The sequence below is a fragment of the Butyricicoccus faecihominis genome, from assembly GCF_024462775.1.
Lineage (GTDB): Bacteria > Bacillota > Clostridia > Oscillospirales > Butyricicoccaceae > Agathobaculum > Agathobaculum faecihominis_A.
Window position 1 is genome coordinate 1 of the sequence record NZ_JANGCE010000013.1, and the last position, 26,212, is coordinate 26,212.

Below are 26,212 nucleotides of genomic sequence, written 5' to 3' on the forward strand. Positions count from 1 at the left end.
CGCGCTTCGCGCGGCCCAGCTTCCCCTCGTCGGGGGAAGCCCAAAGGGCGCTCTGTGCGCGCGTTGCTTAAGTTTACGCATTTGCCCTCGTGGGGGGAAGCCCAAAGGGCGCTTGCCACACAGTTGGTACTTGCTCACTCTTAATCAAATGACACGCTGAAGGCCGCTGGATATGTAATCCGGCGGCCTTGCTGTTTAAATTGTGGATGTGGAAACGCGGCTTATGTCTTTTCGTACTTTTCAGCCAGCTGCTGGCTGATGAATTGGCGGGCGGCGCGGGGCGAACGGCCGCTGCGGCGTATCGCAAAGCGCTCGGCCAGCAGGTGAAGCTGTTCCCTGTCCAAATCAAGCTTGTTTTCCGCCGCAAGCTGGTCCACGATGTACAGATATTCGTCCCGATCGGGCACGGAGAAGGTAATTTCCAGACCGAAGCGGTCGGAAAGGGAGGTCACGGTCTCCAGCGCGTCGCGCGTGGAAACCTCGTCGCCCTGCCGGTCGGCAAAGGTTTCACGGATCAGGTGGCGGCGGTTCGAGGTCGCGTAAAGCACCAGATTGTCCGGCTTGCCCGCGAGTCCGCCCTCGATGAACGCCTTGAGCGCGGCAAAGTTGTCGTCCTCCCGGCTAAAGGAAAGGTCGTCCAGAAAGACGATGAAGCGGAAGGGCGAGCGCAGCGCGGCGGTGAAAATATCGCGGAACACCGTGATGTGCCGGGGCGACATTTCGATGATCTTGAGTCCGCGGTCGGCATATTCGTTGACCACGGCCTTGACCGTGGAGGATTTGCCCGTGCCCTTGTCGCCGTAAAGCAGAATGTTGTTCGCGTCCCGTCCGTCAAGGAAGGCAAGGGTGTTTTTAAGAATGGCGGATTTCTGCCGTTCATACCCCGGCAGGTCGGATAGGCGCACGCTGTCCGGGTTCGGAATGGGCGAAATCACGCCGCCGTCGCCGACCGAAAAGGCCGAGGACTGCGCGAAAAAGCCATAGCCCTGCGCGCGGTAATAGCTGGCGAGCGCTGCGCCGTCCGGGAAGGGCAGGGGGGCGCTCGCGGGGAAATCGGGCAGCTCGCGCAGCGCGGGGCGGCTGAAGGCGTTCACGGCCGCTTCTTTCAGCTGCGCGCCGGTGAGCGCAAGCAAGGCGTTCAGCACGTTTAGGTCGTGCGTGGCGGCGGAAAGCTGCGTGGGGTCGGGCGCGGAGAGCGAATCGGTCAGCGTATTGGTATCGAACTGCACCGCGTTTAAAAACGCGCGGTGCACATCGCCCGCGGCAAAGCGCTGCTGGCAAAGCGCGCCGTAGTGGTCGGCAAAGGCGGGGGCGCTCTCGGTCAAGGCGTCCAGTACCGCGCGGTATGCGCCTACGAGCGGGCCGTCGTTCAAATGGCGCAGCACGGACAGCGCGTGAATCCGAAGGGAAAGTGCGGAAAGCTCCATGGAAAGAGTCATCTCCTGTTTTATCATATTTGGCGCGGAGGCCTTCATAACGGTTTGAAGCCGTGGTTTGAAACGAAATCATCATAACACACTTTGGCCCTATTTTCAACATAGTATGGGTAGAACCAATTTGGGAGGAGAGGACGACTCATGAGCTACGCTCTTTTAATATGCCGCAATCAGACCGAAGCGATCGGCCTGCGGCGGCACTTGGGCCAGGCGGGCATCCCGGGCGAGGTCACGCGCCCGCCCCGTCACGAACGCACGGAATCCTGCTCGTATGCGGTGCGGGTGCCCGGCTCGCAGACGGACGACGCGCTGTACCGCCTGCGCCTGCTTGGTATCACACCCTGCCGCGTGATGATGGAGGGGGGCTGAACGAATGATCTATTTGGATAACGCGGCCACCACGCTGTATAAACCGCGCGCGGTGAGCGATGCGGTGCAGCGCGCGCTGCAACAAACGGCGGGCTATGCCCGCGGCGGCTATGCGGCGGCCGAACGGGCGGGGGAGACCGTTTATGCCTGCCGCGAGGCCGCCGCCGATCTGTTTGGGCTGGGCGACCCGGCGCGTGTGGTTTTCACGCTGAACGCCACCCACGCCCTGAACCTTGCCATTCACGCGCTGGCGCGGCCCGGCATGCGGGTAGCCGTGGGCGGGTATGAACACAACGCGGTGATGCGGCCGCTCGCATTGCGCGGCATCGAGCCGATCGTGGCCGCCAGTCCCCTGTGGGACGGCGCCGGCATGGTAAGCGCCGTGCGCCGCGCGCTGGACGAGGGCGCGGCGCTTGTAATCTTGAATCACGTATCCAATGTGTTTGGCTATATCGCGCCGCTGGATGAGATCGCGGCGCTGCTCACAGAGCGGGGCGTACCGCTTATACTGGACGCTTCCCAGTCCGCGGGCGTCATTCCGCTTGATGTGCGGCGCTATCCCTGCCTTGCGGCGGTGTGCATGCCGGGCCATAAGGCGCTTTACGGACCGCCGGGCACCGGCATTTTGCTCGCCATAAGCGACGAAATCGCAAAAAGGCCGCTGCTTGCGGGCGGCACGGGCAGCGTTTCGGAACAAATGGAGCAGCCGGACTTTCTGCCGGACGCGCTGGAAAGCGGCACGCCCAACGTGACCGGCATCGCGGGCCTCGCGGCGGGGCTGCAATTTGTAAGATCGATCGGCCCCATGCAAATGCTGGCGCATGAGCGCCCGCTGGTGCAGGAAATGGCCCGCCTGTTGGAAAACGAGCCGCGGGTTGCGTGCTTTGCGGGCGGCGACGCGCAGGCGGGGGTGCTTTCGGTACGCGTCGAGGGCGCGGCAAGCGAGACCGTGGCGGAAAAATTGGCCGAACGCGGCGTCGCCGTGCGCGCGGGCCTGCACTGCGCGCCGCTCGCGCACCGTACGGCGGGCACGGAGGATACCGGCACCATCCGTTTTTCGGTTTCCTTTTATACCAACGGCAGGCAGATCGAGCGCGCAACTGAGATTCTACGCCAAACTGTGAAAAATCTGTGAAAACTCACAGCAATGCTATACAGAAGGGCCGAAATGTGGTACTATTAAAATGCTAAAGAACGGCGTGCACGCGCACAGCGGGCGTACCGATAAGTCTATCATAGATTGGATAGGTTGCATTTTATGGATACACTGCAAAAAATTTTTGAGACGGGGAATTTTGATTGGCGCAAGCTGATTGATTTTGGCTATCTTCGTACCATTTCCTTTGTCGATGTGATCGACATCCTGCTGGTCGCATATATTCTGTACCGCGTGATGAAGCTTTTAAAGGATACGAGCGCGGAGCGGCTGGTCAAGGGCATTCTGGTGCTGGCGGTCGCCCTGCTGATCGCCACGCAGGCGCATCTGAATACGATCAGCTATTTGCTGAAAAGTGTCTTTACCATCGCGCCGTTTATGCTTGTGCTGATCTTTCAGCCCGAGCTGCGCCGTATCATCGAACAGCTGGGCAAGGGAAACGTCAGCCGTTTATTTCTCACCACGAGCGACCCGGACGCGACCGCCAAGGCGATCGACGCGACGGTCGCCGCTTGCGGCGACATGTCCAAGACCAAGACCGGCGTGCTGATCGTCTTTGAGCGCACGGAGCGTCTGGGCGAGATCGTCGCGACCGGCACGCTGGTGGACGCGGCGCCTTCGCCGGAGCTGCTGAAGAATGTGTTTTTCAAAAACAGCCCGCTGCATGACGGCGCGATGATCGTGCGCGACGGCCGCGTTTATGCGGCCGGCTGCGTGCTGCCGCTTTCGGGCAGCCAAAACCTGTCCCGCGATCTGGGCACCCGCCACCGCGCCGCCGTCGGCATGAGTGAATCGGCGGACTGCGTGCTCGTCGTCGTGTCCGAGGAAACGGGCGCGATTTCGGTCGCGATCGGCGGCATGCTCAAGCGGCACCTTTCCACGGAAACCCTGCAAAAGGTGTTGGAGAGCGAACTGCTGGAAGAAGAAAAACCGGATAAAAACCGGGTTGCCGCCCTTCGCGATAAATGGAAGGGAGGGTTCGGCAAGTGAAACACTTTTTGAAAGAGCACGACGTATTGCTGCGCCTGCTGTCCCTCGGGCTCGCGGTTGTTATTTGGGCGGTCGTCATGGGTATTGATAACCCGGAGCGGCATTACGATTATAACGAGATCCCCATTGTTTTTGAGGGAGAGAGCGCGCTGGCGGAAAAGACCGGCCTCTCCATCATCGAGGGCAAGAATACCACGATCACGGTGCGCGCGGTGGGTAAGTCCACCGATGTGACCGACGTTAAGAAGAATCAGATATCGATTAAGGTGGACGTTTCCGCCCTGCCCGAGGCAGGCGAGTATGATTTGCCGCTCGACGCGGCGATCAGCAAGGTCGGCGTCGATGTGCAGTCGATCAAGCCGTCCACCGTGCATCTGCGCATCGATAAGATCACGACCAAGCAGGTGCCGGTCCGTTTGGGCGTTACCGGAACGCCCGCGGAAGGCTGCCTCGCGGGCACGCCGAAATCGCTGACCGAGCAGGTGACCGTGGAAGGTCCGTCCGCCGATCTGGAAGAGGTCGCCTATGCTTACGCCACCATCTCGGTGGATGGGAAGGACAGCGCGCTGCAGGAGAACTGCGCCATCACGCTGTGCAACGAAGCGGGCGAGCCGATCGATTCCCCGTATGTATCGAGCAAGACCCAATCCGTTCGCGTGAAGCTGGCGGTTTATCAGCGCGGCACCGTGCCGCTCACCGTGACGCTGAAGGACGGCGGCACGTCCACCGCAAACCGCGCCACGGTCACGATCGACCCGACCGAGGTGCAGGTCTACGGCGATCAGAACATCATTTCGGAGATGAAAGAAATCAACCTTGGCGAGATCGACCTGAGCAGCGCCAAGACGGGCACGGCCATTGTAAAGACCATCGACCTGCCCGAAGGGGTGCATTTGGCGGATGGGCAACCGAAAACCGCTACCGTGACCGTTGCGATCGACGGCGTGGACACCCGCAAGGTGAAGGTGACCGACTTTGTCGTGACCGATACGTCGGATGAAAAGGCAAACTATACGGTAACCACACAGACGGAAAACGTGGAGATCGAGCTGCGCGGCAACAAATCGGCGCTGGATAAGATCGATGTAAGCAACTTTTCCATCGGACTGACGGTCGATTCCGCTTCGCTGGGCGAGGGCACGCATGAGGTCAAGGGCGTTGTCGCCGCAACCGGCTTGCCGAGCGGCGTCACACTGGTGGACGAGGATGTACAGGTGACGATCGCCGTTAAACGCAAGGAGTCCGCAACGCCTACGCCGCCCACAACCCCGCCGGCCGGTACGGATACGCCCGATGCGACCGAGCCGCCGGCAGACGCCGACACGTCGGCCGAACCGAACACGTCGACGGACCCGCAAGCGCCGGACGCGGAACAGGGGGACGGCACGTGAGCATCATCGTAAGCAATGTGCGCCTGCCCTTTGATTGCCCCGAGCAGCAAGCGGTGCGCGAGGCGCTGCGCTTGACCGGCATTGCGGAAGGTTCGGTTCAGGCGGCGGTGTGCCGCGCCAGCATCGACGCGCGGCGCGGCGGCCTCAGCCGGGTTTATTCGGTGCGGATAGACGGTATGCAAGACGAAAGGGCATTTGCAGAAAACCTGCAAATGCCATTCGTTCGTTTTAAAGAGGATACGCCGCCCGCGATAAAACGCGGGAACAAGAAGCTGGAACACCGGCCCGTGGTGGTCGGTTTTGGCCCCGCCGGGCTGTTTGCGGCTTATACGCTCGCCGGGAACGGCTACGCGCCCATCGTGTTGGAGCGCGGCGGCGATCTGGACGCGCGCGACCGCGCGGTCAAGAATTTTTGGGCGGGCGGCGCGCTGGATACCGAATGCAATATTCAATTTGGCGAGGGCGGCGCGGGCGCTTATTCGGACGGCAAGCTGACCACCCGCATCGGCGATTCGCTGTGCGATACCGTGCTGCAAACGCTGCATTTGTGCGGCGCGCCCGCGGAGATCCTGCGGCAGGCAAAGCCGCATATCGGCACCGATATACTGAAAAAAGTCGTACGGGAAATGCGGCGGAGTATCATAGCCGCCGGCGGCGAGGTGCGCTTTGGCGCGAGGCTGACGGGCGTGACCCTGCGAAACGGCGCGCTTCGCGCGGTCGCCGCCGAAGGGGACGAGCTTGCCTGCGAGCGGGCGGTTCTTGCGATCGGTCATTCGGCGCGCGATACGTTTTTTGCGCTGCATGAAAATGGGGTATACTTGGAGCCGAAGCCCTTTTCCGTCGGCGTGCGCATCGAGCACCTGCAAAGCGAGATTGACCGCGCGCTGTACGGTAAGCACGCCGGGCATCCGGCGCTGCCGCCCGCGGAATACAGCCTTTCCCGCCGCGAGGGGGGACGGGCCTGCTATTCCTTCTGTATGTGTCCGGGCGGCGTGGTCGTCGCCGCGCAGAGCGAGGAAAACACCGTTGTGACGAACGGCATGAGTTATCACGCGCGGGCCGGGAAAAATGCCAACGCGGCGCTGGCTGTATCGGTCGATCCGGCTGATTTTGCGGATGGCACGCCCTTTGGCGGTATTCACTTGCAGCGACAGATCGAACGCGCCGCGTTCGCGCAGACCGGCGGCTACCGCGCGCCGTGCCAGCGCGTCGGCGATTTCCTGAGGGACGAGCCAAGCGCGGGCCCGGGGCAGGTCGCTCCGAGCTACCCGATCGGCGTTTCGTTCGGACAAGCGGCGGCCAGCCTGCCGCCCGCGGCGCGGCAAATGCTGCGGGACAGCCTGCCGTTTTTCGGGAAAAAGATCAAAGGCTTTGACAGCGCGGACGCGCTGCTCACCGGGCCGGAGACCCGCACCTCTTCCCCCGTGCGCATGAAACGCGGGGACGACCTGTTCAGCCTTTCCGGCGCGGGGCTTATCCCGTGCGGGGAAGGCGCGGGGTACGCGGGCGGCATCATGTCCGCCGCGGTGGACGGCATCAAAGCGGCGAACAAGATTATGGAAGAATTTCAGCCTTTCGTTTAGCGAATCCATAAAACGGAGGTAAGTGATAATTAGTAGTTAGTAATTAGAAATTAGTAATTATGGCGTCCGGGTGAACGGGGCGTAACGAGTTTTAGATAAGAGTTAGGAATTGGCCGTGGCGCGCGTAGCGCGCAATTAAATTTAATCGGCCTGCGGCCGATACCGCAATTACTAACTACTCATTACTAATTTCTAATTTTCCAAAGGAGGTTTCTCATTGACTCAAGTTGCAACAGTAAAGCGTCTGCTCTCGGGCCAGATGGCCGAGGTGGAGGTCGTTCGACGGGGCGCGTGCGCGCATGACTGCGCCAAATGCGGCGGGTGCGACGGCATGGCGAACCAGACCATCGTCGTCACCGCGCGCAACGTGGCGGGCGCCGCCGTGGGCGACCGCGTCACGATCGAAGGCGAGAGCCGCAAGGTTTTGGGCTACGCGGCGCTGGTATACGCGCTGCCGCTCGTTTTGTTTTTCATTGGCTACGCGCTGGCGGCGCTGCCAAAGCTTGGCGGCGCGGTATCTGCGCTTGGCGGCGCGGCCGGTTTTGTCATCGGCGTGCTGCTCGCCGTGTGGTATAGCCGCCGTTTGAAGGCGGAAAGCGCCGTTACCTTCCGCATTACCGGTCTGGTCTAAACTTTTTGTGAATTTTTGCCCTGTTTGATCGGTTTTCTCTTGTCTTACAGCGGAAAATCCGGTAGAATAAAATGAATACGGTAAACTGCCGCGTAACAGGCGCGGCGCGAGAGGAACGGTGCGATGTTCGGCTTTATCCGCCCGGTGCGCCCTGAGCTGCGCGTTCGGGAGGTCGATCGGTTTCAGCAGGTCTATTGTGGGCTGTGTCATGCGATACGCGGCCGATACGGCCGGTTTTATACGCTTTTTTTGAGCTATGATATGACCTTTTACGCGCTGGTAATCGGCTGCGGCAGTACGGAGACCCCGCCGCCCTGCGGCAAGCGGTGCGACGCGAGCCCGTTTCGCAAAAAGGCCTGCGCCGCGCCGGACGAATTTTTGGAGCGGGCGGCCGATGTGAGCGTGCTGCTCACCTACCATAAGCTGCGCGATAGTCTGGCGGATGAAAAGGGCGCAAAGCGGCTTTTGGCAAAAACGCTGTGCCACTTGGGGCGAAAGGGCTACGAACAGGCCCGCGCCCGTCTGCCGGAAGCCGACCGGCGCATGGTGCGGGCGCTGGAAGACCTGCAAACGCTGGAACAGCAAAACTGCGATTCCATGGACCGCGCGGCCGACGCTTCCGCGCGGCTGACCGCCGCCGCCGTGCCCCAAACGGGCGACGCGCGCGAGCGCATCCTCACGCAGATGTTTTACCACGTAGGCCGGTGGGTCTACCTGCTGGACGCCTGCGCCGATGTGGCGGAGGATCTTGTAAGCGGCAACTACAATCCCGTGGTGCGGCGCTATGGCTTGCAGGCCCCGGCCCTGTCCGAGATCAAGCAGCCGCTGGAAACGACGCTCGAACGGTCGCTTGTCGACGTGTGTTCGGCTTTCGACTTGCTCCGGCCCGAGCGGGACGAGGGGCTTTTACGCAATATTATATTTTTGGGTATGCCGCTCGTCACGAGACAAGTGCTGGACGGAACCTACCAAACGAACGGAGGATGGGGCAAACATGGATCCCTATAAAGTGCTCGGCGTGACGCCGCAGACCAGCGACGACGACGTCAAGCGCGCCTATCGCGATCTGGCGCGCAAATACCATCCCGATAATTATATCAATAACCCGCTGTCCGATCTGGCGGAAGCCCGCATGAAGGAGATCAACGAGGCTTACGACATGATCATGAACGAGCGCGCCGGAAAAAACGGCGGACCGGCTGGACAGCAGGCGGGAGGCGCGCAAAGCGGGCCTGCCGGGCAGCGGCAGTACACCGGCGCGAACGCCGGCCTGTACAGTCAGGTGCGTCAGGCGATCAATCAGGGTAATCTGGGGCTCGCGGAGTCGCTTTTGCAGCGTATTTCCGCGCGGGACGCCGAATGGTTTTTCCTGATGGGCACGGTGTATTACCGCAAGGGCTGGTACGATGAAGCGGGCCGCGCCTATACGCAGGCTTGCCAGATGGACCCGGCCAATGTGGAATACCGCACCGCGCTGAATAATTTGAACATGTCGGGCGGCTACGGCGGCTACCGCCCGATGGCGGAGGCCAACATGTGCGACTGCTGCATGCAAATGGCCTGTCTTAACTGCTGCCTGAACGCGTGCTGCGGGGGCGGATGCTGAATATGAATACGAAGTTCCTCGCGCGCGGCGGCCTGCTGACGGCCGCCGCCGTCGCGCTGCTATACCTCGGCGGTGTTTCGCCGTGGATCGGCGCGGCGGCCGCGATCGCGGCGGGCGTGTGTTCGGCCGTGCCGCTGCTTCGGCGCGGACGGGTCAGGTGGTCGGTCCTCATGTACGTGGCGGCTTCAATCCTTTCGGCGCTGATCGTGCCGCGCAAGGGACTGGTCGTCGCGTATATCGGTTTTGCCGGGCTGTACCCAATCCTGAAATACCTGATCGAGGCGCACACGCCCCGCGGCATGCAGCGTATTTTAAAGCTGCTTTATTTCAATGCGATCCTCGCGGCGGCGGTATTCGCGGTAGCCGCCGGCCTGTTCCCGCAGCTGGCGCTTCCGGCAACGTGGCGACTGCTCGTCATTTGGATAGGCCTGAACGCTGTTTTTGAAATTTACGATATCGGCCTGTCTCGGCTGATCGCCACCCTGCGGCGCAACATGCCGCTCTAACGAGGAAGGGATGAAACCATGAAAAGTATGACCGGCTACGGGCGGGCCAAGGAAACGGTCGGTAAATTCACCATCACCGCCGAGCTGCGCGCGGTCAATCACCGCTATCTGGATTGCACGGTAAAAGCGCCGCGCCAGTACGGCTTTCTGGAAGAAGCGGTGAAGAAGGCCGCCTCCGCGCGCATTGCCCGCGGCAAGGTGGAGGTTTACATCGGCGTAGAGGTCGAGGAAGCCGCCGATCTTGCGGTCACGGTCAACAACGCCGTGGCGGAGCATTATCTGACAGCGCTGCGCGGTCTGGCCGCGCGGTATGACCTGACGGACGACATCACGGTCATGGGGCTCGCGTCCCTGCCCGAGGTGCTCGGCGCCGAGCGGGTGGAGCAGGACGCCGCCGAACTGACGGCGGCGGCGCTCACTGTGTTTGAAACAGCGGCGGCGCATTTCGATGAGATGCGCGCCAGAGAGGGTGAAAAACTCGCGGGCGATGTGCGAAGCCGCTGCGCCGCGATCGAGAAGATGGTCGGCGTGGTCGAAGAGCGCTCGCCGGAGCGCGTGCGCGAATACCGCGAAAAGCTGCTTGCCCGCATGCAGGAAGTTTTGAAGGATACCGCGATCGACGAGACGCGCATCCTGACCGAAGCCGCCATCTATGCCGATAAGACCGCGGTGGATGAGGAGACCGTCCGCTTGCGTTCGCATCTCAACCAGCTCGATCTTATGCTCGGCGAAACGGCGGCGGTGGGCCGCAAACTGGACTTTTTGGTGCAGGAGATGAACCGGGAAGCCAACACGATTGGCTCCAAGGCAAACGACGTGGCGCTCGCGCGCACCGTGGTCGACATCAAAAGCGAGATCGAAAAGATCCGCGAACAGATTCAGAACATCGAGTAAAGCGGGGGAGCACAAATGCGGCTTATCAACATTGGTTTTGGCAACATGGTGGCGGATACGCGTTTGATCGCGATTGTCAGCCCCGAGTCCGCGCCCGTCAAGCGCACCGTGCAGGAGGCGCGCGACCGCGGCATGGTGGTGGACGGCACCTATGGCCGCCGCACCCGCGCCGTGCTGATCATGGACAGCGACCATGTGGTGCTGTCCGCCTTGCAGCCGGAAACGGTCGCGGCCCGCATGGCGGGCGCCGCCGCCGGAGAGGAGGCCGAGGACGATGCCTAAGGGAACGCTTTATGTATTCACCGGCCCTTCCGGGGCGGGCAAGGGCACGCTTTTATCCCGCCTGCTGGGGGAGGACGGCAATCTCTTCCTCTCGGTCTCCGCGACGACGCGCGCGCCGCGTCCGGGCGAAGTCGAAGGGGTGCATTACTACTTCCTTTCCAAGGCGGATTTTGAAAAGCATATCGCGCAAAACGCTTTTTTGGAATACGCGAAATATGTTGATAACTATTACGGCACGCTGGAGCAGCCGGTAAACGACCGGCTCAATGCCGGCCAGGACGTCATCCTCGAGATCGAGGTGCAGGGCGCCATGCAGGTGCGGGCCAAGCGGGCGGACGCCGTGATGGTGTTCATCGCCCCGCCGAGCTTTGATGAGCTGGCAAGCCGCTTGCGCGGCCGAGGCACGGAAAACGAGGAAAAGGTTCTGAAACGTTTGGAGACCGCCCGGCAGGAGCTGACGCGCATGAACGAGTTCGACCATGTCGTGGTAAACGATACGGTGGAGCGCGCGGTGCGCGAGCTGCAAGGCATTATTCGTGAAAACCGGCAAAACGCATAGCTTTTTCGATTTTAGTATATTCATAAAACCACTTACAATCAAAGGAGAAATAGAAGATGCTGAAACCTTCCATGCAAGAACTGATGAAACGGGTGGGCAACCGCTATCTGCTGGTCAATCTGGCCGCGCAGCGCGCCCGCGATATCGCCGATATTGCGGAAGAAAAGGATGAGCCGCTGAACGATAAGGCGGTAAAGCTCGCGCTGGACGAGATCGCTGCCGGCACGGTCGTGTACCGGCCCGGCCCGCGCACCGAGGTAATCATCCCGCAGAACAACCCGGTGGCCGCCGCGATCGTCGATGTGGACGACGCGCTCGTGATGGACGACGAGGACTTTGACGAGGACGCGATCCGCGACGAGGACGACGAGGATGCGGACGACGAGGACGATGCCCGCAGCCTTTCCGGCGAATACCATGGCGTGGAGGACGACTTTGGCGACGGCGATGTGCCGCCCGAGGATCGATAAACCATGGGGCTTACGGGTAAAACGGTCGTTTTGTGTGTCACGGGCGGTATCGCGGCCTATAAAGCGGCCGATCTGACAAGCAAGCTGCGCGGCGCGGGCGCCGAGGTGCGCGTGCTGATGACGGCTTCGGCGACTGAATTTATCACCCCTGTCACATTTGAGACGCTTTCGGGCTTTCGCGCGATTGTTGACACGTTCGACCGTGATTTCGCGTGGGAGGTCGAGCATATCTCGCTTGCCAAAGCGGCGGATGTGTTCGTGATCGCACCGGCCACGGCCAATGTGATCGCCAAGGCCGCGCACGGGATCGCGGACGACATGGTCACGACCACGCTGCTGGCCACGGGCGCGCCGGTCGTGGTCGCGCCCGCGATGAACACCGGCATGTACGATAACCCGGTCACGCAGCAAAACCTAGCCACCCTTCGCGCGCGGGGCGTTCTGCTGGTGGAACCGGCGGCGGGCCGCCTTGCCTGCGGCGACACCGGACGGGGCAAGCTCGCGGATACCGCCGAGATCATGCACGTGATCGAACGCGCTTTGACGCGGCAGGACCTTGCGGGCAGGCGCGTGCTGGTCACCGCCGGGCCGACGCAGGAAGCGCTCGATCCGGTACGCTTTCTATCCAACCATTCCTCCGGCAAAATGGGCTATGCCGTGGCGGCCCGCGCCGCGTTGCGCGGCGCCGAGGTAACATTGGTCTCCGGGCCGACGGCGCTGTCCGCGCCGTGGGACGTTGCCTTTGTGCCGGTCGCCTCCGCGCGGGATATGTACGACGCGGTGCTGTCGCGCGCGGACGCGCAGGATATCATCGTCAAAGCGGCGGCCGTGGGCGACTACCGCCCGGCGGAGGAGCACAGTGAAAAGATCAAAAAGGCGGCGGACGATATGACCCTGCCGCTGACGCGTAACCCGGATATTTTGGCCGCGCTCGGCGGGCGGAAAAAGCCCGGCCAGCTTCTCTGCGGCTTTGCCATGGAAACGCGGGATTTGATTCAGAACGCGCAGGATAAGTTGCGCCGCAAAAACTGCGATATGCTGGTCGCCAACAGTCTGCGGGACGCGGGCGCGGGCTTTCAGCACGATACCAACGCGGCGACCCTGCTGTTCGCGGACGGAAGCCGCGAGACCGCGCCGCTCATGCGGAAAGAGGAACTGGCCGATCTGATTCTGGACCGGCTGCTGGAACTGGCGTAAAATGATTGGAAAGGGGCGTGTTCATGGAAGAAAACCTAAGGGATAAGATCTGCGCGGTCGCCGTGGACGCGGCCACCTTTGCGATCGACAAATTATATTCGTACCGTGTGCCGGACGAGCTGCGGGGAAGGGCTGCCATCGGTAGCCGTGTCCTCGTGCCGTTCGGCTTTGGCAATAAACGGGCGGAAGGCGTGGTGCTCGCCTTCCGCGAGGGCCTGCCGGACCGTAAGCTCAAGCCCGTGATCGAGGTGCTGGACGAACGCCCTATCCTTTCGCGCGAGCAGCTTGCGCTCGCCGCGTGGATGCGGGAGCGGCTGTACTGCACTTTTTTCGATTGCGTGCGCGTCATGCTGCCCGCGGGCCTGTGGTTCAAACGGCGCGAGACCTATACGCTTTCCCATACGGCCGCGCTGGACGAGCTGCACCGGCGGGCCGGGCTCACGGGCGAGGTGCTGCTTCTATTCTCCGCGCCGGGGCAAACGCTGGCGCTGGAGGAAATCCGCGGCGCGCTGCCGGGTAAACCGGTGCAGGGCGTTTTGGACGCGCTCACAGGCGAGGGCGTGCTCCAGTACCGCAGCAATACCGCGCGGCGTTCGGGCGATAAGACCGAAAAGCTGCTATACCTCGCGGTGGAGGCCGAACAGGCGAGAAACCGCGTGGCCGCCGGGCGCAGCCCGGTGCGGCAGGATGTGGTCGCCGTCCTTTCGGACGGCTTGCGGATGAGCCAAAAGGAGCTTTGCTATATGACGGGCGCATCAGACGCGACCGTTCGGGATATGGTAAAGAAGGGCATTCTCGCCGTAGACTATGCCGAAACCTTGCGCACACCGGATTTTTCCGAGATCCCGCCCGTGCCGTCCCCGCTCCTTTCGGGCGAGCAGCAGCGGGCGTATGAGGGACTCGCCGCCCTGCTGCGTGAAAACGAGGCGCGCGCCGCCCTGCTTTTCGGCGTTACAGGAAGCGGCAAAACACAGGTGTATTTAAAGCTGATCGAGGATGCGCTGGCGCTGGACAAAAGCGCGATCGTGCTGGTGCCTGAGATCGGGCTGACGCCGCAGGTGCTGCGGCAGTTCGTCGGCCGCTTTGGCGAAACGGTGGCGGTGCAGCACTCGGCTCTTTCGGCGGGCGAGCGGTACGACAGCTTTAAACTGATCCAGTCGGGCCGCGCGCGCGTGGTCATCGGCACGCGGTCGGCCGTGTTTGCGCCCGTGCGCGATCTGGGCGTACTGATCATCGATGAGGAGCAGGACGCCGCCTACCGTTCCGAGCAGACCCCGCGCTACCATGCGCGCGACGTGGCCAAGTACCGCGCCGCAAAGGAAAAGGCGCTGCTCGTGCTCGGTTCGGCCACGCCCTCGGTGGAAACGTACTGGGGCGCGACGCAGGGCAAATATCCGATTTTCCGGCTTGCCGAGCGTTTCCTCGGCACGGCGCTGCCCGAGGTGGTCGTCGCCGACCAACGCGGGCTTGTGCGAGAGGGCCGCGCGGGCGTGATCGGCCCGCAGCTGGAAGCCGAGCTCGCGGAAACGCTGGAAGCGCACAAGCAGGCCATCCTGTTTTTGAACCGCCGGGGCAATAGCCGCGTGATCGGCTGCGCGCTGTGCGGCTGGGTGCCCGAGTGCCCCTCCTGTTCGACGACGATGACCTATCATTCCGCTTCCGGCCGGGCGATGTGCCACTACTGCGGCGCGTCCGTACGGATCACAGGCGCGTGCCCCGTTTGCGGCGGCAGCGACCTGTTCACCGAAACGCCGGGCACGCAGCGGGTCGAACAGGAGCTGAATGAAAAATTCCCCACGGCCCGCGTTTTGCGCATGGATGCGGATACCATGCATACCAAGGGCGCGCATGAAAAGCTGCTTTCCAAATTTGCGGGCGGCGGGGCGGATATCCTGCTCGGCACCCAAATGGTGACCAAGGGGCTGGATTTTGAAAACGTTACGCTCGTCGGCGTGTTGGACGCGGACCAAAGCCTTTACGCGCAGGATTACCGCGCAAGGGAGCGCACCTTTTCTTTGATCACGCAGGTGGTGGGCCGTGCGGGCCGCCGGTTCGATACGGGCCGGGCGATCATTCAAACCTACAGCCCGACGCATCCCGTGATCCTTTCCGCGGCCCGGCAGGACTATGAAAAGTTTTATGAAAGCGAAATGGAGACCAGACAGGCCTTGCAGTGCCCGCCGGTCGCGGAGCTTACCGTTTTAACGGCTTCGGGCGAGGTGGAGCAACAGGTGCTGCAATGTCTGCTGCGGCTCAAAACTAGGCTGCTCAGCCTGATGGAAGGGCAATACGCCGATCTAAAGACCCCTGTTTTAGGTCCGGCGGCTGCATCCATGGTGCGGGTGATGGGGCGTTACCGTTACCATTTAACCCTGCGCGGCGCGCAAAGCGCGCGCTGGCGCACGCTGATCGCGGGCGTGATCCGCGAATTTATGACGGACGGAAAAAACCGGGGCGTTTCGCTTTACGCGGACCAAAACCCCGATCTTTAATTAGGAATTAGTAATTAGTAATGAGTAATTGCGGTATCGGCCGCAGGCCGATGATTAAAATAGTCGCGCGCCGCGCGTATCCTCAATTACTAACTACTAACTACTAATTACTAATTATTCATTGAACCAACTACTGAACTTAAAGGATAACAAAGGAGATAAAAATGGCACTTCGTAAGATTTTGACCGAGGAAGACGAGCAGCTCAAAAAGCGCAGCCGCAAGGTGGAAAAGTTCGACGACCGGCTGCACCAGTTAATAGACGATATGCGCGAAACGCTGGAAAACGCCGGCGGCGTAGGCTTGGCCGCGCCGCAGGTGGGTATCTTGCGCCGCGTGGTCGTATTGCTCGACGTCAATCAGGAGCCCGAGGAGGTCGTCGAGCTGGTCAACCCCGAGGTGATCGAAACGCGGGGGGAAGAGCGCGTAATTGAAGGCTGTTTGTCTGTTCCCGGCCGCTGGGGCTATGTCACCCGGCCCACTTGGGCTAAAATCCGCGCGCAGGACCGCGATGGAAACTGGTTGGAGCGCGAAGGCGAGGGCATGGTCGCTCAGTGCTTTTGCCATGAAACGGAACATTTAGACGGGCATCTTTTCACGGAAAAGGTGGAAGAATATGTGGATATAGAAGCTTTGCGCGCGGAGAACGAGGCGGAAGCGGAGGGCGGCGCCGAATGAAGATCGTGTTCATGGGCACGCCGGACTTTGCCGAACCAAGTTTGCAGGCGCTGCTCGACGCGGGCCATGAAGTAGCCGCCGTATACACCCAGCCGGATAAACCGCAGGGCCGCAAGCAGGTGCTGACTGCTCCGCCGGTCAAAGAATTGGCGCTGAAGCACGGCGTGCCGGTATATCAGCCGGCCACCCTGCGGGACGAGGCGGAGCAAGCGCGCCTGCGCGAGATCGCGCCGGAGCTGATCGTCGTCGTCGCGTACGGAAAGCTTTTGCCGGGGGCGGTGCTCGATATCCCGCCGCGCGGCTGCATCAATGTGCACGGCTCGCTATTGCCGCGCTGGCGCGGCGCGGCGCCCATCCAGTGGGCGGTAATCGCTGGGGACAAAACCGCGGGCGTGACCACCATGCAAATGGCCGAGGGACTGGATACCGGCGATATGCTGCTCACCTATGAGACCAAGATCGGCGAGCGGGAGACCGCGGGCGAGCTGTTTGACCGGCTTGCCGTCGCGGGCGCGTCGCTGCTGACCGAGACCATTGACCGCCTAAGCGACATCGTGCCCCGCCCGCAGGACGACAGCCAAAGCTGCTATGCCAAGATGCTGGATAAGCAGTTGGCCGTGATCGATTGGACCAGATCGGCGCGTGAGATCGACTGTCTGGTGCGCGGCCTGAATCCGTGGCCGGTCGCGCTGACGCTGCTTGCGGGCGAGCGGCTCAAGGTTTATTCCGTCACGCCCTGCGCGGGCTGCGGAGCGCCGGGCACGGTGCTGCAGGCAGACCCCAAGGCCGGGCTGACCATTGCCTGCGGCGAAGGCGCGGTGCATTTGGATGAGATCCAACTCGTCGGCGGCAAGCGTATGAAGAGCGAGGATTTTCTACGGGGCCATCAAGTGACCCAAGGTTCATTATTGGGAATTTAAGGAGAATAGTATGCCTTATTTCGGATTTTACGGAATCGATATGTATTATATCGTGCTGGTTCTGCCGTGCATCGTTTTGGCGATGTGGGCGCAGATGCGGGTGAAAAGTACGTTTAACCAGTATTCGCGCGTGCGCAATGTGCGCGGCGTGACCGGCGCGCAGGCCGCGGCGGCCGTGCTGCGGCAAAACGGCGTGGGGGATGTGCGCATCGAGCGCGTGGCCGGTAACCTGACCGACCATTACGATCCGCGCGCGAATGTGATCCGCCTGTCCGATTCGGTATATGATTCAATCTCTGTCGCTTCGGTCGGCGTGGCGGCGCACGAGGCCGGTCACGCGGTACAGTACGCGACCGGCTATATGCCCATCCGCCTGCGCGCGGCCATCGTGCCGATCACGCAGATCGGTTCGGGCGCCGCGCTGCCGCTCATCCTTCTGGGCCTGTTTATGAACAGCGGCATTCTGATCGATATCGGCATTATCGCGTTCGCGCTCGCCACGGTGTTTCAGCTTGTCACGCTGCCGGTTGAGCTGAACGCCTCGAACCGCGCGCTGGCCGCGATCGAGCAGGGCGGTCTGCTGACGGCGGACGAATACCCCATGGCAAAGAAAACGCTTTGGGCCGCGGCCATGACCTATGTGGCGGCGCTTGCGGTATCGCTCGCGCAGCTGCTGCGTCTGCTGCTGCTCTTCGGAGGAAGGGGCCGCGATGATCGCTAAGCGACCCGCCTCCGCGCGCGAGGCCGCGGCTTTCTCGCTGTTTTCCATGGCGGAGGAGGGCGCGTGGTCGGATGGCGCGCTGCACCATTATCTGGGCCGGGCGGCCTTGCCTGCGCGGGACGCCGCCCTTGCCACGCGCATGGTTTACGGTACGGTGCAAAACCAAATGCTGTGTGATTTTTATCTGCGCCGCTTTTCCAGCGTGCGGCTGAAAAAGATCGCGCCGCGCGTGCTGGCCTGCCTGCGCATGGGGATCTATCAGCTCGCGCTGATGGATAAGATCCCCGCGCACGCCGCCGTGGATGAAACGGTCGCGCTCGTGCGGCGGTACTGTCACGCGAACGACCGCACGGTCGCTTTTGCCAACGCGGTGCTGAGAAACGCGGCAAACGCCGTGCAAAGCGATACTTTGCCCCGGCTGGACTGCCCGGATAAGGAAAGCTACTACGCGCTGCGATACAGCCATCCCGAATGGCTGGTGCGGCTGCTCGCGGCGCAATACGGCCTGAAGGAGACCGAGCAGATCGTGAGGGCGAACAACGCGGACGCGCCGCTTTCCGCGCGCGTCAATCTGCTGAAAGCCGCGCCGGCCGACGCGCTGCGCGAGCTGGCGGCGGCGGGGATCACGGCGGAGCCGCACCCGGCTTTTCCGGCGATCTTGCTGTGCTCCGGCGGCGATGTGGCCGCGACAAGCGCGTTTAACGAAGGGCGAATGACCATTCAGGACGCCGCCAGCGCGCTCGCGGCCGAGGTTGCGGACCCGGAGCCGGGGCAGACCGTTTTGGACTGCTGCGCCGCGCCGGGCGGCAAAAGCTTTGCCATGGCGGAGCGGATGCAAAATACGGGCCGCGTGGTATCCTGCGATATTTACGAACATAAGCTTACGAGAATCGCCGAAGGCGCGAAGCGGCTGGGCCTTTCCATCATCGAGCCGGTCTTGCAGGACGCCGCCGCACCGCGCGCGGCGTTTCTCGGGCAGGCCGACGTCGTGCTGTGCGACGTGCCCTGTTCCGGGCTCGGCATCATTCGGAAAAAGCCGGAGATCCGCTATAAGGACGAGCGCGCGATCGAAGCGCTGCCCGCCGTTCAGGCCGCGATTCTTCAAAACTGCGCGCAGTACGTAAAGCCCGGCGGCACGCTGGTGTACTCCACCTGCACGATCTTGGCGCGCGAAAACGAACAGATCGTTCGCGCCTTTTTGACGAAAAACCCCGCCTTCGAGGCGGTACCATGGAAGCACCCCGCCTGCGGCGAGCAGGCGGACGGCATGGCGACGATGCTGCCGCACCGTAACCGGATGGACGGCTTTTTCATCGCCAAAATGAGGAAGAAAGCATGACGGAAATCAAAAGCCTGACAATCGAAGAGCTGCGGCAGGCCATGGCCGCTTTGGGGGAAAAGCCCTTTCGCGCGGGACAGATCTACAAGTGGCTGCACGAAGGCGTGACCTCGTTCGACGAGATGACAAACCTTTCAAAGCCCCTGCGCGAAAAGCTGAAAACCGAATTTGTGCTCACCGTGCCCGAGCTGGCGCGCAAGCAGGTATCAAAGGTGGACGGCACGGTAAAGTACCTCTGGAAAATGCGGGACGGCCAAGCGGTCGAATCGGTTTTGATGCGTTATGAGCACGGCGTTTCGGCCTGTGTATCCACGCAGGCGGGCTGCCGGATGGGGTGCAAATTTTGCGCTTCCGGCCTCGGCGGGCTCAAGCGCCATCTTTCGCCGGGCGAAATACTGGACGAGATCTTGTTCATGCAGCGGGACGCGGGCGAGCGTATCCACAGCCTTGTGCTGATGGGTACGGGCGAGCCGCTGGATAATTACGATAATGTGCTAAAATTCTTACAGCTTGTGAGCAGCCCGGAGGGACTGAACCTAGGTCAGCGTCATATTTCCTTGTCAACGAGCGGAATTGCTGATAAAATAGAGTTGCTTGCAAAGGAGAAATTACAGCTCACGCTTTCGATTTCCCTGCACGCGCCGGATAACGAAACGCGTACTTCTCTGATGCCGGTGAACGACGCGTTTCCCGTGGAGCGCCTGATGCGCGCCTGCCGCACGTATTTTGAAACGACCGGGCGGCGTATCTCTTACGAGTATATGATGGCGCAAGGCGTGACCGACCGCCCTTGGCAGGCGGAGCGGCTGCTCACGCTGTTGGCAAGACCGGCGCATGTCAACCTGATCCCGCTCAACGAGGTGGCGGAAAGCCCGCTGAAGCCCTCGACCAAAGAAGCGGTGCGGCGCTTTCAGCAGATTTTGGAGCGGGGCGGCGTGACCGCGACCGTGCGCCGCCGTCTTGGCCCCGATATCGACGCGGCCTGCGGCCAGCTCCGCCGCCGCGAGCTGCAGCAGCCTTAGCACTCCTCGCGCCGCAGCGCGCATTTTAAAAGAAAAGCACGGCTTGCCGTGATTTTCATCAAAAGTGCGAGCTTTGCCCGTGCTTTTGATACAAACCGCCGGAGAAGTGTGCCCACAGGGCGCGCGCCGTAGGCGGAATCCTCGATCGCAAGCGTGCTTGTGATCGAATAAATCCGGAGGTTCCTATGGAATGGTTTGGCTTGACAGATAAAGGACGCGTGCGTCCGACCAATCAGGATATTTTTAAGATCGATACGAAGGAGGACGCGCATACCGCGCTTCTCGTCGTGTGCGACGGTATGGGCGGCGCGAACGCCGGCAACGTGGCCAGCCGCTTTGCGGCGCAGTCCTTTGCCGAGGCGGTAACGCCCGCCCTTGAAACCGAGCTGCCCGCTGAAAAACGGCAGGCGCTTTTAAAAGATGCGCTCGTCAGGGCCAACGACACGGTATTCGAGCTTGCCGGTAGGCAGCCCGAATTTCGCGGCATGGGCACAACGCTGGTCGCCGCCCTGATATGGAACGATCAGGCGACGTTGCTGAACGTGGGCGACAGCCGCGGCTATCTGTTCGACGGGGAGACCCTGCATCAGGTGACAGAGGATCACTCCTATGTGGAGGAGATGCTCCGTCAGGGCAGGATTACCGCTGCCGACGCACGCACCCATCCGCAAAAAAACCTGATCACGCGCGCGGTTGGCGTCGATATCGACGTGGAGGGCGACCTGTTTGAGGTAAACCTGAAGCCGGGCGAGATCTTGCTGCTCTGTACCGACGGACTGACCGGCATGGTGGAGGACGGCGATATCGCCGAAACGCTTCGCCGTGCCGCATCGCTGCCGCTCATGGGCGATCAGCTGCTGAGTCAGGCACTGGCGGGCGGCGGAAGGGATAACATTACCGTAGCATTGTTCCGCCCCTGCGGGGAACCGGCAAAAGAGGAGGCTTGACCCTGATGGACAAATACATAGGCAAGCTGCTCGGCGGCCGGTATGAGATTATCGACGTCGTCGGCGTTGGCGGTATGGCCATGGTATACCGCGCGCGCTGCCATGTGCTCAACCGCTATGTGGCCGTTAAAATTTTAAAAGATGAATTCGCGAAGGACCCCGATATCCGCCGCCGCTTTTCCATTGAATCGCAGGCGGTCGCCAAGCTTTCGCATCACAATATTGTTTCCGTGTACGACGTTGGCAACGACAACGGCGTGGACTATATCGTGATGGAGCTGATGGAGGGCGTCACGCTAAAAGAATATTTGCAGAAAAAGGGCCACCTGTCTTGGCAGGAATCGCTGTTTTTCGCGCAGCAGATCGCGCGCGCGCTGGTGCACGCGCATTCGCGCGGCATCATCCATCAGGATATCAAGCCGCAAAATGTGATCATCCTCCGGGACGGGACGGCCAAGCTGACGGATTTCGGCATCGCCTCCTTTGCCACCACGCAGGAGACCAAGGTCGTGCAGGAGGCCATCGGCTCGGTGCACTATATTTCGCCCGAGCAGGCCAAGGGCTCGTCCATCGATTACCGGACGGATATTTATTCGCTCGGCGTCGTGATGTACGAGATGGTGACCGGAAAGCTGCCCTTTGAAGGGGAAACTGCCATTCAGGTGGTCATGCAGCATTTAAACGCCGTGCCTCTGCCGCCCAGCGAGCTTGCGCCCGAGGTGCCGCACGGCTTTGATGAGATCATTATGCACGCGATGTGCGCGAACATCAATAAGCGCTACGCTTCGGCGGAGGAGCTTTATACCGATTTGGAGCGCCTGAAAAGCGACGTGGATGCTGCCTTCCATTACGACGCGGGCTGCGGCGATGGAGAAACGCAGGTGCTTGGGCACGATGTGGTGGAGGCCGCGCGCCGTACCCCGGTGGCGGCCGACCGCGACCGCGCCGTACAGGTCCGCCGAACGGCGGTCGAAACCCGCGAACCGGAAACCTTTTTTGAGCGGCTCGGCGAGCGGCCCGCGCTGGCCGCGACCGTGGCGGTCGTCGTGTTCGCGGTGATCGCGCTGGTCGTCGCGGGCGCGCTGATCCTGACCGGCAACAAGGGGGAAAAGATAAGCGTGCCGGCGTTTGTCGGCTACTATTATGAAGATGTGATGAAGAACGCCGAATGGACGGAGAACTTCACGATCAAGGAAGCGGAAAAGCGGGTGGAATCCAGCCAGCCCGTGGGCATGGTGCTGGACCAGAGCGTCGACCCTTACAGCAAGGTGACGCGCGGCACCAATATTGTGCTTACCGTGTCCGCGGGCGGACCGGAAGCGGACAACAGCTATACGATTTCCGAATTCAAGGGCAAAACGATGGAATACGTCCAAACCGTGCTGGACCGGCACAACGTCAGCTATAAAACGGAAACCGAATATTCGGAGGAGCAGGAAAAGGATTTGGTCATCCGCACCCAGCCGGCCGCGGGCCAAAAGCTGGCCGAGGGCGAAACGCTGACGGTCTTCATCAGTCTGGGCAAGGAAGTCAAGCAGGTCGACGTGCCGAGTCTGTATGGGCAGAGCCAGAGCAAGGCGGAAAAGACGCTCAACGCGGTAAACCTTGCCCTAGGCGGCATTACCCAAATCGATAGCGACCAGCCGCAGGGCACTGTGGTCAGCCAATCGCCGAAGGCCGGCGAAAAGCTGGAGGAGGGAAAGTCGGTCGATATTCAGATCTCCTCGGGCAAAACGGTGAAGCCGCCGGAGACTAACGAGCCTGAACCGCCGGATGAACCCGAGCCGGACGGCGGCGAGACCGGCGGCGACGAGCCTGAGCCGGAACCCACGGAGCCGACTGTCGGCACCGCCCGCATCCCGGTCGTTATGCCGCCCGATACCGAAAGCGCGCAGGTGACCATCACGCTGGACGGTCAGACGCTGTATGACCAAACGGTCTCCTCGGCAAGCGGCTCGGTCGCGGTAACGGTCACCGGCCCGGCCGGCACGCACGAGGTACAGGTAAGCGTAGGCGGGGGAGCGCCCCAGCCCTACACAGCCACGTTCAATTCGTAAAACGGGAACAGGGGAAACTTCATTGACAACAGGAATCATCCTGAAAGGGATCGGCGGATTCTACTATGTGGGCACCGCCGATGGAATTATTGAATGCAAGGCGCGCGGTCGGTTCCGCAAAACCGTGGGCAAGCCGATCATCGGCGACCGCGTCACGCTGGAGCTTCAACCGGACGGCACGGGCTACCTGCAGGAGATCGGCGAGCGGCGGAACTCGCTCGTGCGGCCGGCGGTCGCGAACCTCGACCTATTGGTCGCGGTCGCTTCCGCCGCGCCGCCGCAGACCGATCCCTTCTTGATCGACAAGGTCACGGCGATCGCGGTGCACAAGGGGATCGATCCGCTTGTGGTCATCAATAAGACCGACCTTGATCCGGGGGACGAGCTGTACGGCATCTATAAAAAAAGCGGACTGGAAACGTTGCGCGTCAGCGCGGAGACCGGTGAGGGCATCGAGCTGCTGCGCGCGCGCATTGCGGGCAAGGTGGCGGCGTTCGCGGGCAATTCGGGCGTGGGCAAGTCGAGCGTGCTCAACTGTCTGGACCCCGGCTTTTTCGCCGAGGTGGGCGAGATATCCGACCGCATCGGCCGGGGGCGGCACACGACGCGCCACGTCGAGCTGCGGCCCATGCCGGGCGGCGGCTATATCGCGGATACGCCGGGTTTTTCCTCGTTTGAAACCGAGCAGATGGATCTGGTCATGGCGGATCAGCTGCAATATGCCTTCCCGGAATTTGAGCCTTATTTGGGCGGGTGTCAATTCACAGGCTGCGCGCATGTCAAGGAAAAGGGCTGCGCGGTGCGGCAGGCCGTCGCCGACGGACACATCGCCGAAAGCCGTCACGCAAGCTATGTGCGGCTTTATGAAAGCGTAAAGGATTTGAAGGAATGGGAGATTTCAAAGGGCGGTGCGCGCTGATCCTTGCGGCCGCGCCCGAAACGGAGTACGGTTATGTTAAGGGCTTGCTGCGCGCGCACCCGGACGCGTTGATCGCCTGTGCGGACGGCGGCCTGCGCCATGCGCGCAGGCTGGGGCTCACGCCGGATTTTATGGTATCGGACTGCGACTCCATGCCGGAGACCGAGGGGGCGGAGGTGCTCCGCCTGCCGCCGGAGAAGGACGATACCGATACCCAGACCTGCCTGCGCGAGGTGTTTCGCCGCGGCTGCCGCGAGGCGTATCTCGTTTGCGCCACCGGCGGACGGCTCGATCATATGCTCGCCAACCTTTCGCTTTTGGAGGAAGCGCGCGCCCTTGGCGGCAGGCTGACCGTGCAGGACAAGCAAAACCGTGTGGTTTTGCATGAAGGCGGGCGGCAGATATTCAAAATTGAGCCGGAGGATCGCTATTTCTCCATCGTGCCGCTGGATGAAACGCTTAGGGGCGTGACGATAGAAAACGCCAAGTATCCGCTTTGCGATGCGCTGGTGCGCCGCGCGGGCATGATCACTATCTCTAACGAGGCTTTGGGGCCGGAAATCGCCATTACCATCGCGCGGGGTCGCGCGCTGATCGTTTTTACGCATGATTAAGCCCCAGTTTTTGTGAAAGTTCGACACCTTGGCCGCCGCCCTTGGCGGCTTTTTTCTACTAAGGTGTTTTTGCAATTTTTTAATCGCAGACTTGCAAACTGCCTGCCGAGGGCATATAATAAACCGTAGAGAGATGTGAGGAGTGAATGGAGTGGAATTAAAACCGATTTCCAAGATCGCGGCAGGGGTGCACCCGTCTACCACGCTGACGATCGACGCGCTGTTCAAACAAATGAAAGCAGAGGGCAAGGATGTGGTCGGCTTCGGCGCGGGCGAGCCTGATTTCCCTACGCCCGAGCATATCAAGCAGGCCGGTATTGATGCGATTGAAAACAACCTGACGCGCTACACGCCCGCGGCGGGGCTGATGGATCTGCGTAAAGCGGCCAGCGACCGGCTCGACCAAGATTTCGGCCTTGATTACGCGCCCGACCAGATCGTGGTCGCCTCCGGCGCCAAGCACTCGATCTTTATCGCCTTGCAAACCCTGTGCGACGCGGGCGACGAGGTCGTGATCGCCGCGCCCTACTGGGTCTCGTACAGCGAAATGGTGCAGCAGGCCGGGGCCGTCCCCGTCGTCGTCACCGCGAGCGAGGAGCAGGATTTTAAGATCACCGCCGCCCAACTGGACGCCGCCGTGACCGATAAGACCAAATGCTTTATGCTCAATTCGCCCTGCAACCCGACCGGCATGGTCTACACGAAGGATGAACTGGCCGCCATCGCCGAGGTCTGCACCCGCCGCAATCTTTATGTGATCGCGGATGAGATCTACTGCAACCTTGTTTACGACAACCGCGAATTCACTTCCTTTGCCTCGCTGTCCGAGGATATCCGCGAGCGCACCATACTGGTGAACGGCGTGTCCAAATCTTACGCCATGACCGGCTGGCGCATCGGTTACTCCGCGTCGAGCCGCTATTTGGCCCGTATGATGGCAAACTACCTCAGCCACTCCACCTCGGCCCCGTGTACGATCTCGCAGCACGCGGCGATCACGGCGCTGATCGGCCCGCAGGAGGATATGATCGCCATGCGCGGCGCTTTTGAAAAACGCCGCGATCATCTGGTCGAGCGTATGAATAAGGTGCCGGGCGTATCCTGCATCAAACCGGAGGGCGCCTTCTACGTCATGATGAACATGAAGCAATTCTTGGGCAAAACGATGTATGGCAAGCGCGTCGAAAGCGCGGAGGATTTCGCGCAGCTCTTCCTTGAAAAGGGACTCGTGGCTACCGTGCCCTGCACCGCGTTTGCCGCGCCGGGCTTTGTGCGCTGGAGTTATGCAACTTCCATGCAGGAGATCGACAAAGGTCTCGATCGTTTGGAAGAGTTTATAAAAAACGCCTGAAACCGGCGAAAACGCGAAGTTTTCCTTGATAACAGCGTTTTAAAATGATAAAATAAGAGCGGACTGCGAAGTCCGCTCTTATT

26 protein-coding genes are annotated in these 26,212 nt (G+C 61.4%); 25 read left to right on the top strand and 1 reads right to left on the bottom strand.

All coding sequences use genetic code 11. The features are described from left to right. Positions 1–221: 221 nt before the first annotated feature. Positions 222–1,454, bottom strand: coding sequence for an ATP-binding protein (locus tag NE562_RS08320; RefSeq protein ID WP_280961943.1), 1,233 nt, complete (start codon positions 1,452–1,454; stop codon positions 222–224). Between the two features lie 123 nt (positions 1,455–1,577). Here NE562_RS08320 and NE562_RS08325 point away from each other — a divergent pair, with 123 nt between their 5' ends. The 25 genes from NE562_RS08325 to NE562_RS08445 all read left to right on the top strand — a co-directional run bounded on the left by NE562_RS08325 (position 1,578) and on the right by NE562_RS08445 (position 26,129). Next, on the top strand, positions 1,578–1,805 hold the full coding sequence (locus tag NE562_RS08325) for a DUF3343 domain-containing protein (RefSeq protein ID WP_280961944.1): 228 nt from the start codon (positions 1,578–1,580) through the stop codon (positions 1,803–1,805). Between the two features lie 4 nt (positions 1,806–1,809). After that, complete coding sequence (locus NE562_RS08330) at positions 1,810–2,940, top strand: aminotransferase class V-fold PLP-dependent enzyme (RefSeq protein WP_280961945.1); 1,131 nt, start codon at positions 1,810–1,812, stop codon at positions 2,938–2,940. 123 nt (positions 2,941–3,063) lie between these two features. After that, entirely contained in the window at positions 3,064–3,951 is an 888-nt protein-coding gene (cdaA, locus tag NE562_RS08335; protein WP_280961946.1) for a diadenylate cyclase CdaA, read from the top strand. Further along, on the top strand, positions 3,948–5,342 hold the full coding sequence (locus NE562_RS08340) for a YbbR-like domain-containing protein (RefSeq protein WP_280961947.1): 1,395 nt from the start codon (positions 3,948–3,950) through the stop codon (positions 5,340–5,342). The genes cdaA and NE562_RS08340 overlap by 4 nt, the downstream gene beginning before the upstream one ends. Beyond that, positions 5,339–6,925, top strand: coding sequence for an NAD(P)/FAD-dependent oxidoreductase (locus tag NE562_RS08345; RefSeq protein WP_280961948.1), 1,587 nt, complete (start codon positions 5,339–5,341; stop codon positions 6,923–6,925). Before NE562_RS08340 ends, NE562_RS08345 begins: the two co-directional genes overlap by 4 nt. 217 nt (positions 6,926–7,142) lie before the next feature. Then, the gene (locus NE562_RS08350) at positions 7,143–7,556 is read left to right on the top strand and encodes a SoxR reducing system RseC family protein (protein WP_280961949.1); all 414 of its coding nucleotides are present in this window, start codon (positions 7,143–7,145) and stop codon (positions 7,554–7,556) included. 123 nt (positions 7,557–7,679) lie between these two features. Continuing rightward, complete coding sequence (locus NE562_RS08355) at positions 7,680–8,564, top strand: DUF5685 family protein (RefSeq protein ID WP_280961950.1); 885 nt, start codon at positions 7,680–7,682, stop codon at positions 8,562–8,564. Beyond that, complete coding sequence (locus NE562_RS08360) at positions 8,551–9,162, top strand: J domain-containing protein (protein ID WP_280961951.1); 612 nt, start codon at positions 8,551–8,553, stop codon at positions 9,160–9,162. The genes NE562_RS08355 and NE562_RS08360 overlap by 14 nt, the downstream gene beginning before the upstream one ends. A gap of 2 nt (positions 9,163–9,164) precedes the next feature. After that, positions 9,165–9,668 carry a hypothetical protein gene (locus NE562_RS08365; protein WP_280961952.1) on the top strand — a complete coding sequence of 168 codons (504 nt, stop codon included), beginning with the start codon at positions 9,165–9,167 and terminating at the stop codon, positions 9,666–9,668. An 18-nt stretch (positions 9,669–9,686) separates the two neighbouring features. After that, positions 9,687–10,562, top strand: a complete 876-nt coding sequence (locus NE562_RS08370) for a YicC/YloC family endoribonuclease (protein ID WP_280961953.1) — start codon at positions 9,687–9,689, stop codon at positions 10,560–10,562. A gap of 15 nt (positions 10,563–10,577) precedes the next feature. Further along, a complete protein-coding gene (locus NE562_RS08375) occupies positions 10,578–10,844 on the top strand; it encodes a DUF370 domain-containing protein (RefSeq protein WP_280961954.1) in 267 nt (88 codons plus the stop codon). Then, positions 10,837–11,403 carry a guanylate kinase gene (gene gmk, locus NE562_RS08380; RefSeq protein ID WP_280961955.1) on the top strand — a complete coding sequence of 189 codons (567 nt, stop codon included), beginning with the start codon at positions 10,837–10,839 and terminating at the stop codon, positions 11,401–11,403. Before NE562_RS08375 ends, gmk begins: the two co-directional genes overlap by 8 nt. 56 nt (positions 11,404–11,459) lie before the next feature. After that, on the top strand, positions 11,460–11,873 hold the full coding sequence (gene rpoZ, locus NE562_RS08385) for a DNA-directed RNA polymerase subunit omega (protein ID WP_280961956.1): 414 nt from the start codon (positions 11,460–11,462) through the stop codon (positions 11,871–11,873). A 3-nt stretch (positions 11,874–11,876) separates the two neighbouring features. After that, on the top strand, positions 11,877–13,070 hold the full coding sequence (gene coaBC, locus NE562_RS08390) for a bifunctional phosphopantothenoylcysteine decarboxylase/phosphopantothenate--cysteine ligase CoaBC (RefSeq protein WP_280961957.1): 1,194 nt from the start codon (positions 11,877–11,879) through the stop codon (positions 13,068–13,070). Between the two features lie 23 nt (positions 13,071–13,093). Further along, on the top strand, positions 13,094–15,562 hold the full coding sequence (gene priA / locus NE562_RS08395; protein WP_280961958.1) for a replication restart helicase PriA: 2,469 nt from the start codon (positions 13,094–13,096) through the stop codon (positions 15,560–15,562). A 164-nt stretch (positions 15,563–15,726) separates the two neighbouring features. Continuing rightward, the gene (gene def, locus NE562_RS08400) at positions 15,727–16,239 is read left to right on the top strand and encodes a peptide deformylase (RefSeq protein ID WP_280961959.1); all 513 of its coding nucleotides are present in this window, start codon (positions 15,727–15,729) and stop codon (positions 16,237–16,239) included. Continuing rightward, positions 16,236–17,159 carry a methionyl-tRNA formyltransferase gene (gene fmt / locus NE562_RS08405; protein WP_280961960.1) on the top strand — a complete coding sequence of 308 codons (924 nt, stop codon included), beginning with the start codon at positions 16,236–16,238 and terminating at the stop codon, positions 17,157–17,159. Before def ends, fmt begins: the two co-directional genes overlap by 4 nt. 10 nt (positions 17,160–17,169) lie before the next feature. After that, positions 17,170–17,880 (top strand): zinc metallopeptidase, encoded by a 711-nt coding sequence (locus tag NE562_RS08410; RefSeq protein ID WP_280961961.1) that lies wholly within the window; start codon positions 17,170–17,172, stop codon positions 17,878–17,880. Then, positions 17,870–19,219 (top strand): 16S rRNA (cytosine(967)-C(5))-methyltransferase RsmB, encoded by a 1,350-nt coding sequence (gene rsmB, locus NE562_RS08415; protein ID WP_280961962.1) that lies wholly within the window; start codon positions 17,870–17,872, stop codon positions 19,217–19,219. Before NE562_RS08410 ends, rsmB begins: the two co-directional genes overlap by 11 nt. Beyond that, positions 19,216–20,241, top strand: coding sequence for a 23S rRNA (adenine(2503)-C(2))-methyltransferase RlmN (rlmN, locus tag NE562_RS08420; protein ID WP_280961963.1), 1,026 nt, complete (start codon positions 19,216–19,218; stop codon positions 20,239–20,241). Before rsmB ends, rlmN begins: the two co-directional genes overlap by 4 nt. 185 nt (positions 20,242–20,426) lie before the next feature. Continuing rightward, a complete protein-coding gene (locus NE562_RS08425) occupies positions 20,427–21,188 on the top strand; it encodes a Stp1/IreP family PP2C-type Ser/Thr phosphatase (RefSeq protein ID WP_280961964.1) in 762 nt (253 codons plus the stop codon). A 5-nt stretch (positions 21,189–21,193) separates the two neighbouring features. Continuing rightward, the gene (gene pknB / locus NE562_RS08430; RefSeq protein ID WP_280961965.1) at positions 21,194–23,245 is read left to right on the top strand and encodes a Stk1 family PASTA domain-containing Ser/Thr kinase; all 2,052 of its coding nucleotides are present in this window, start codon (positions 21,194–21,196) and stop codon (positions 23,243–23,245) included. Positions 23,246–23,267: 22 nt separating this feature from the next. After that, entirely contained in the window at positions 23,268–24,164 is an 897-nt protein-coding gene (rsgA, locus tag NE562_RS08435) for a ribosome small subunit-dependent GTPase A (RefSeq protein ID WP_280961966.1), read from the top strand. Next, a complete protein-coding gene (locus NE562_RS08440; RefSeq protein WP_280961967.1) occupies positions 24,134–24,778 on the top strand; it encodes a thiamine diphosphokinase in 645 nt (214 codons plus the stop codon). Before rsgA ends, NE562_RS08440 begins: the two co-directional genes overlap by 31 nt. Before the next feature lie 151 nt (positions 24,779–24,929). Further along, entirely contained in the window at positions 24,930–26,129 is a 1,200-nt protein-coding gene (locus tag NE562_RS08445) for a pyridoxal phosphate-dependent aminotransferase (RefSeq protein ID WP_280961968.1), read from the top strand. The last annotated feature ends 83 nt before the right edge of the window (positions 26,130–26,212 follow it).

Coding starts and splice junctions, on each gene's coding strand:
- NE562_RS08320 (WP_280961943.1), bottom strand. CDS start 1,454: ATGATAAAACAGGAGATGACTCTTTCCATGGAGCTTTCCGCACTTTCC.
- NE562_RS08325 (WP_280961944.1), top strand. CDS start 1,578: ATGAGCTACGCTCTTTTAATATGCCGCAATCAGACCGAAGCGATCGGC.
- NE562_RS08330 (WP_280961945.1), top strand. CDS start 1,810: ATGATCTATTTGGATAACGCGGCCACCACGCTGTATAAACCGCGCGCG.
- cdaA (WP_280961946.1), top strand. CDS start 3,064: ATGGATACACTGCAAAAAATTTTTGAGACGGGGAATTTTGATTGGCGC.
- NE562_RS08355 (WP_280961950.1), top strand. CDS start 7,680: ATGTTCGGCTTTATCCGCCCGGTGCGCCCTGAGCTGCGCGTTCGGGAG.
- NE562_RS08360 (WP_280961951.1), top strand. CDS start 8,551: ATGGATCCCTATAAAGTGCTCGGCGTGACGCCGCAGACCAGCGACGAC.
- NE562_RS08365 (WP_280961952.1), top strand. CDS start 9,165: ATGAATACGAAGTTCCTCGCGCGCGGCGGCCTGCTGACGGCCGCCGCC.
- NE562_RS08370 (WP_280961953.1), top strand. CDS start 9,687: ATGAAAAGTATGACCGGCTACGGGCGGGCCAAGGAAACGGTCGGTAAA.
- NE562_RS08375 (WP_280961954.1), top strand. CDS start 10,578: ATGCGGCTTATCAACATTGGTTTTGGCAACATGGTGGCGGATACGCGT.
- gmk (WP_280961955.1), top strand. CDS start 10,837: ATGCCTAAGGGAACGCTTTATGTATTCACCGGCCCTTCCGGGGCGGGC.
- rpoZ (WP_280961956.1), top strand. CDS start 11,460: ATGCTGAAACCTTCCATGCAAGAACTGATGAAACGGGTGGGCAACCGC.
- coaBC (WP_280961957.1), top strand. CDS start 11,877: ATGGGGCTTACGGGTAAAACGGTCGTTTTGTGTGTCACGGGCGGTATC.
- priA (WP_280961958.1), top strand. CDS start 13,094: ATGGAAGAAAACCTAAGGGATAAGATCTGCGCGGTCGCCGTGGACGCG.
- def (WP_280961959.1), top strand. CDS start 15,727: ATGGCACTTCGTAAGATTTTGACCGAGGAAGACGAGCAGCTCAAAAAG.
- fmt (WP_280961960.1), top strand. CDS start 16,236: ATGAAGATCGTGTTCATGGGCACGCCGGACTTTGCCGAACCAAGTTTG.
- NE562_RS08410 (WP_280961961.1), top strand. CDS start 17,170: ATGCCTTATTTCGGATTTTACGGAATCGATATGTATTATATCGTGCTG.
- rsmB (WP_280961962.1), top strand. CDS start 17,870: ATGATCGCTAAGCGACCCGCCTCCGCGCGCGAGGCCGCGGCTTTCTCG.
- rlmN (WP_280961963.1), top strand. CDS start 19,216: ATGACGGAAATCAAAAGCCTGACAATCGAAGAGCTGCGGCAGGCCATG.
- NE562_RS08425 (WP_280961964.1), top strand. CDS start 20,427: ATGGAATGGTTTGGCTTGACAGATAAAGGACGCGTGCGTCCGACCAAT.
- pknB (WP_280961965.1), top strand. CDS start 21,194: ATGGACAAATACATAGGCAAGCTGCTCGGCGGCCGGTATGAGATTATC.
- NE562_RS08440 (WP_280961967.1), top strand. CDS start 24,134: ATGGGAGATTTCAAAGGGCGGTGCGCGCTGATCCTTGCGGCCGCGCCC.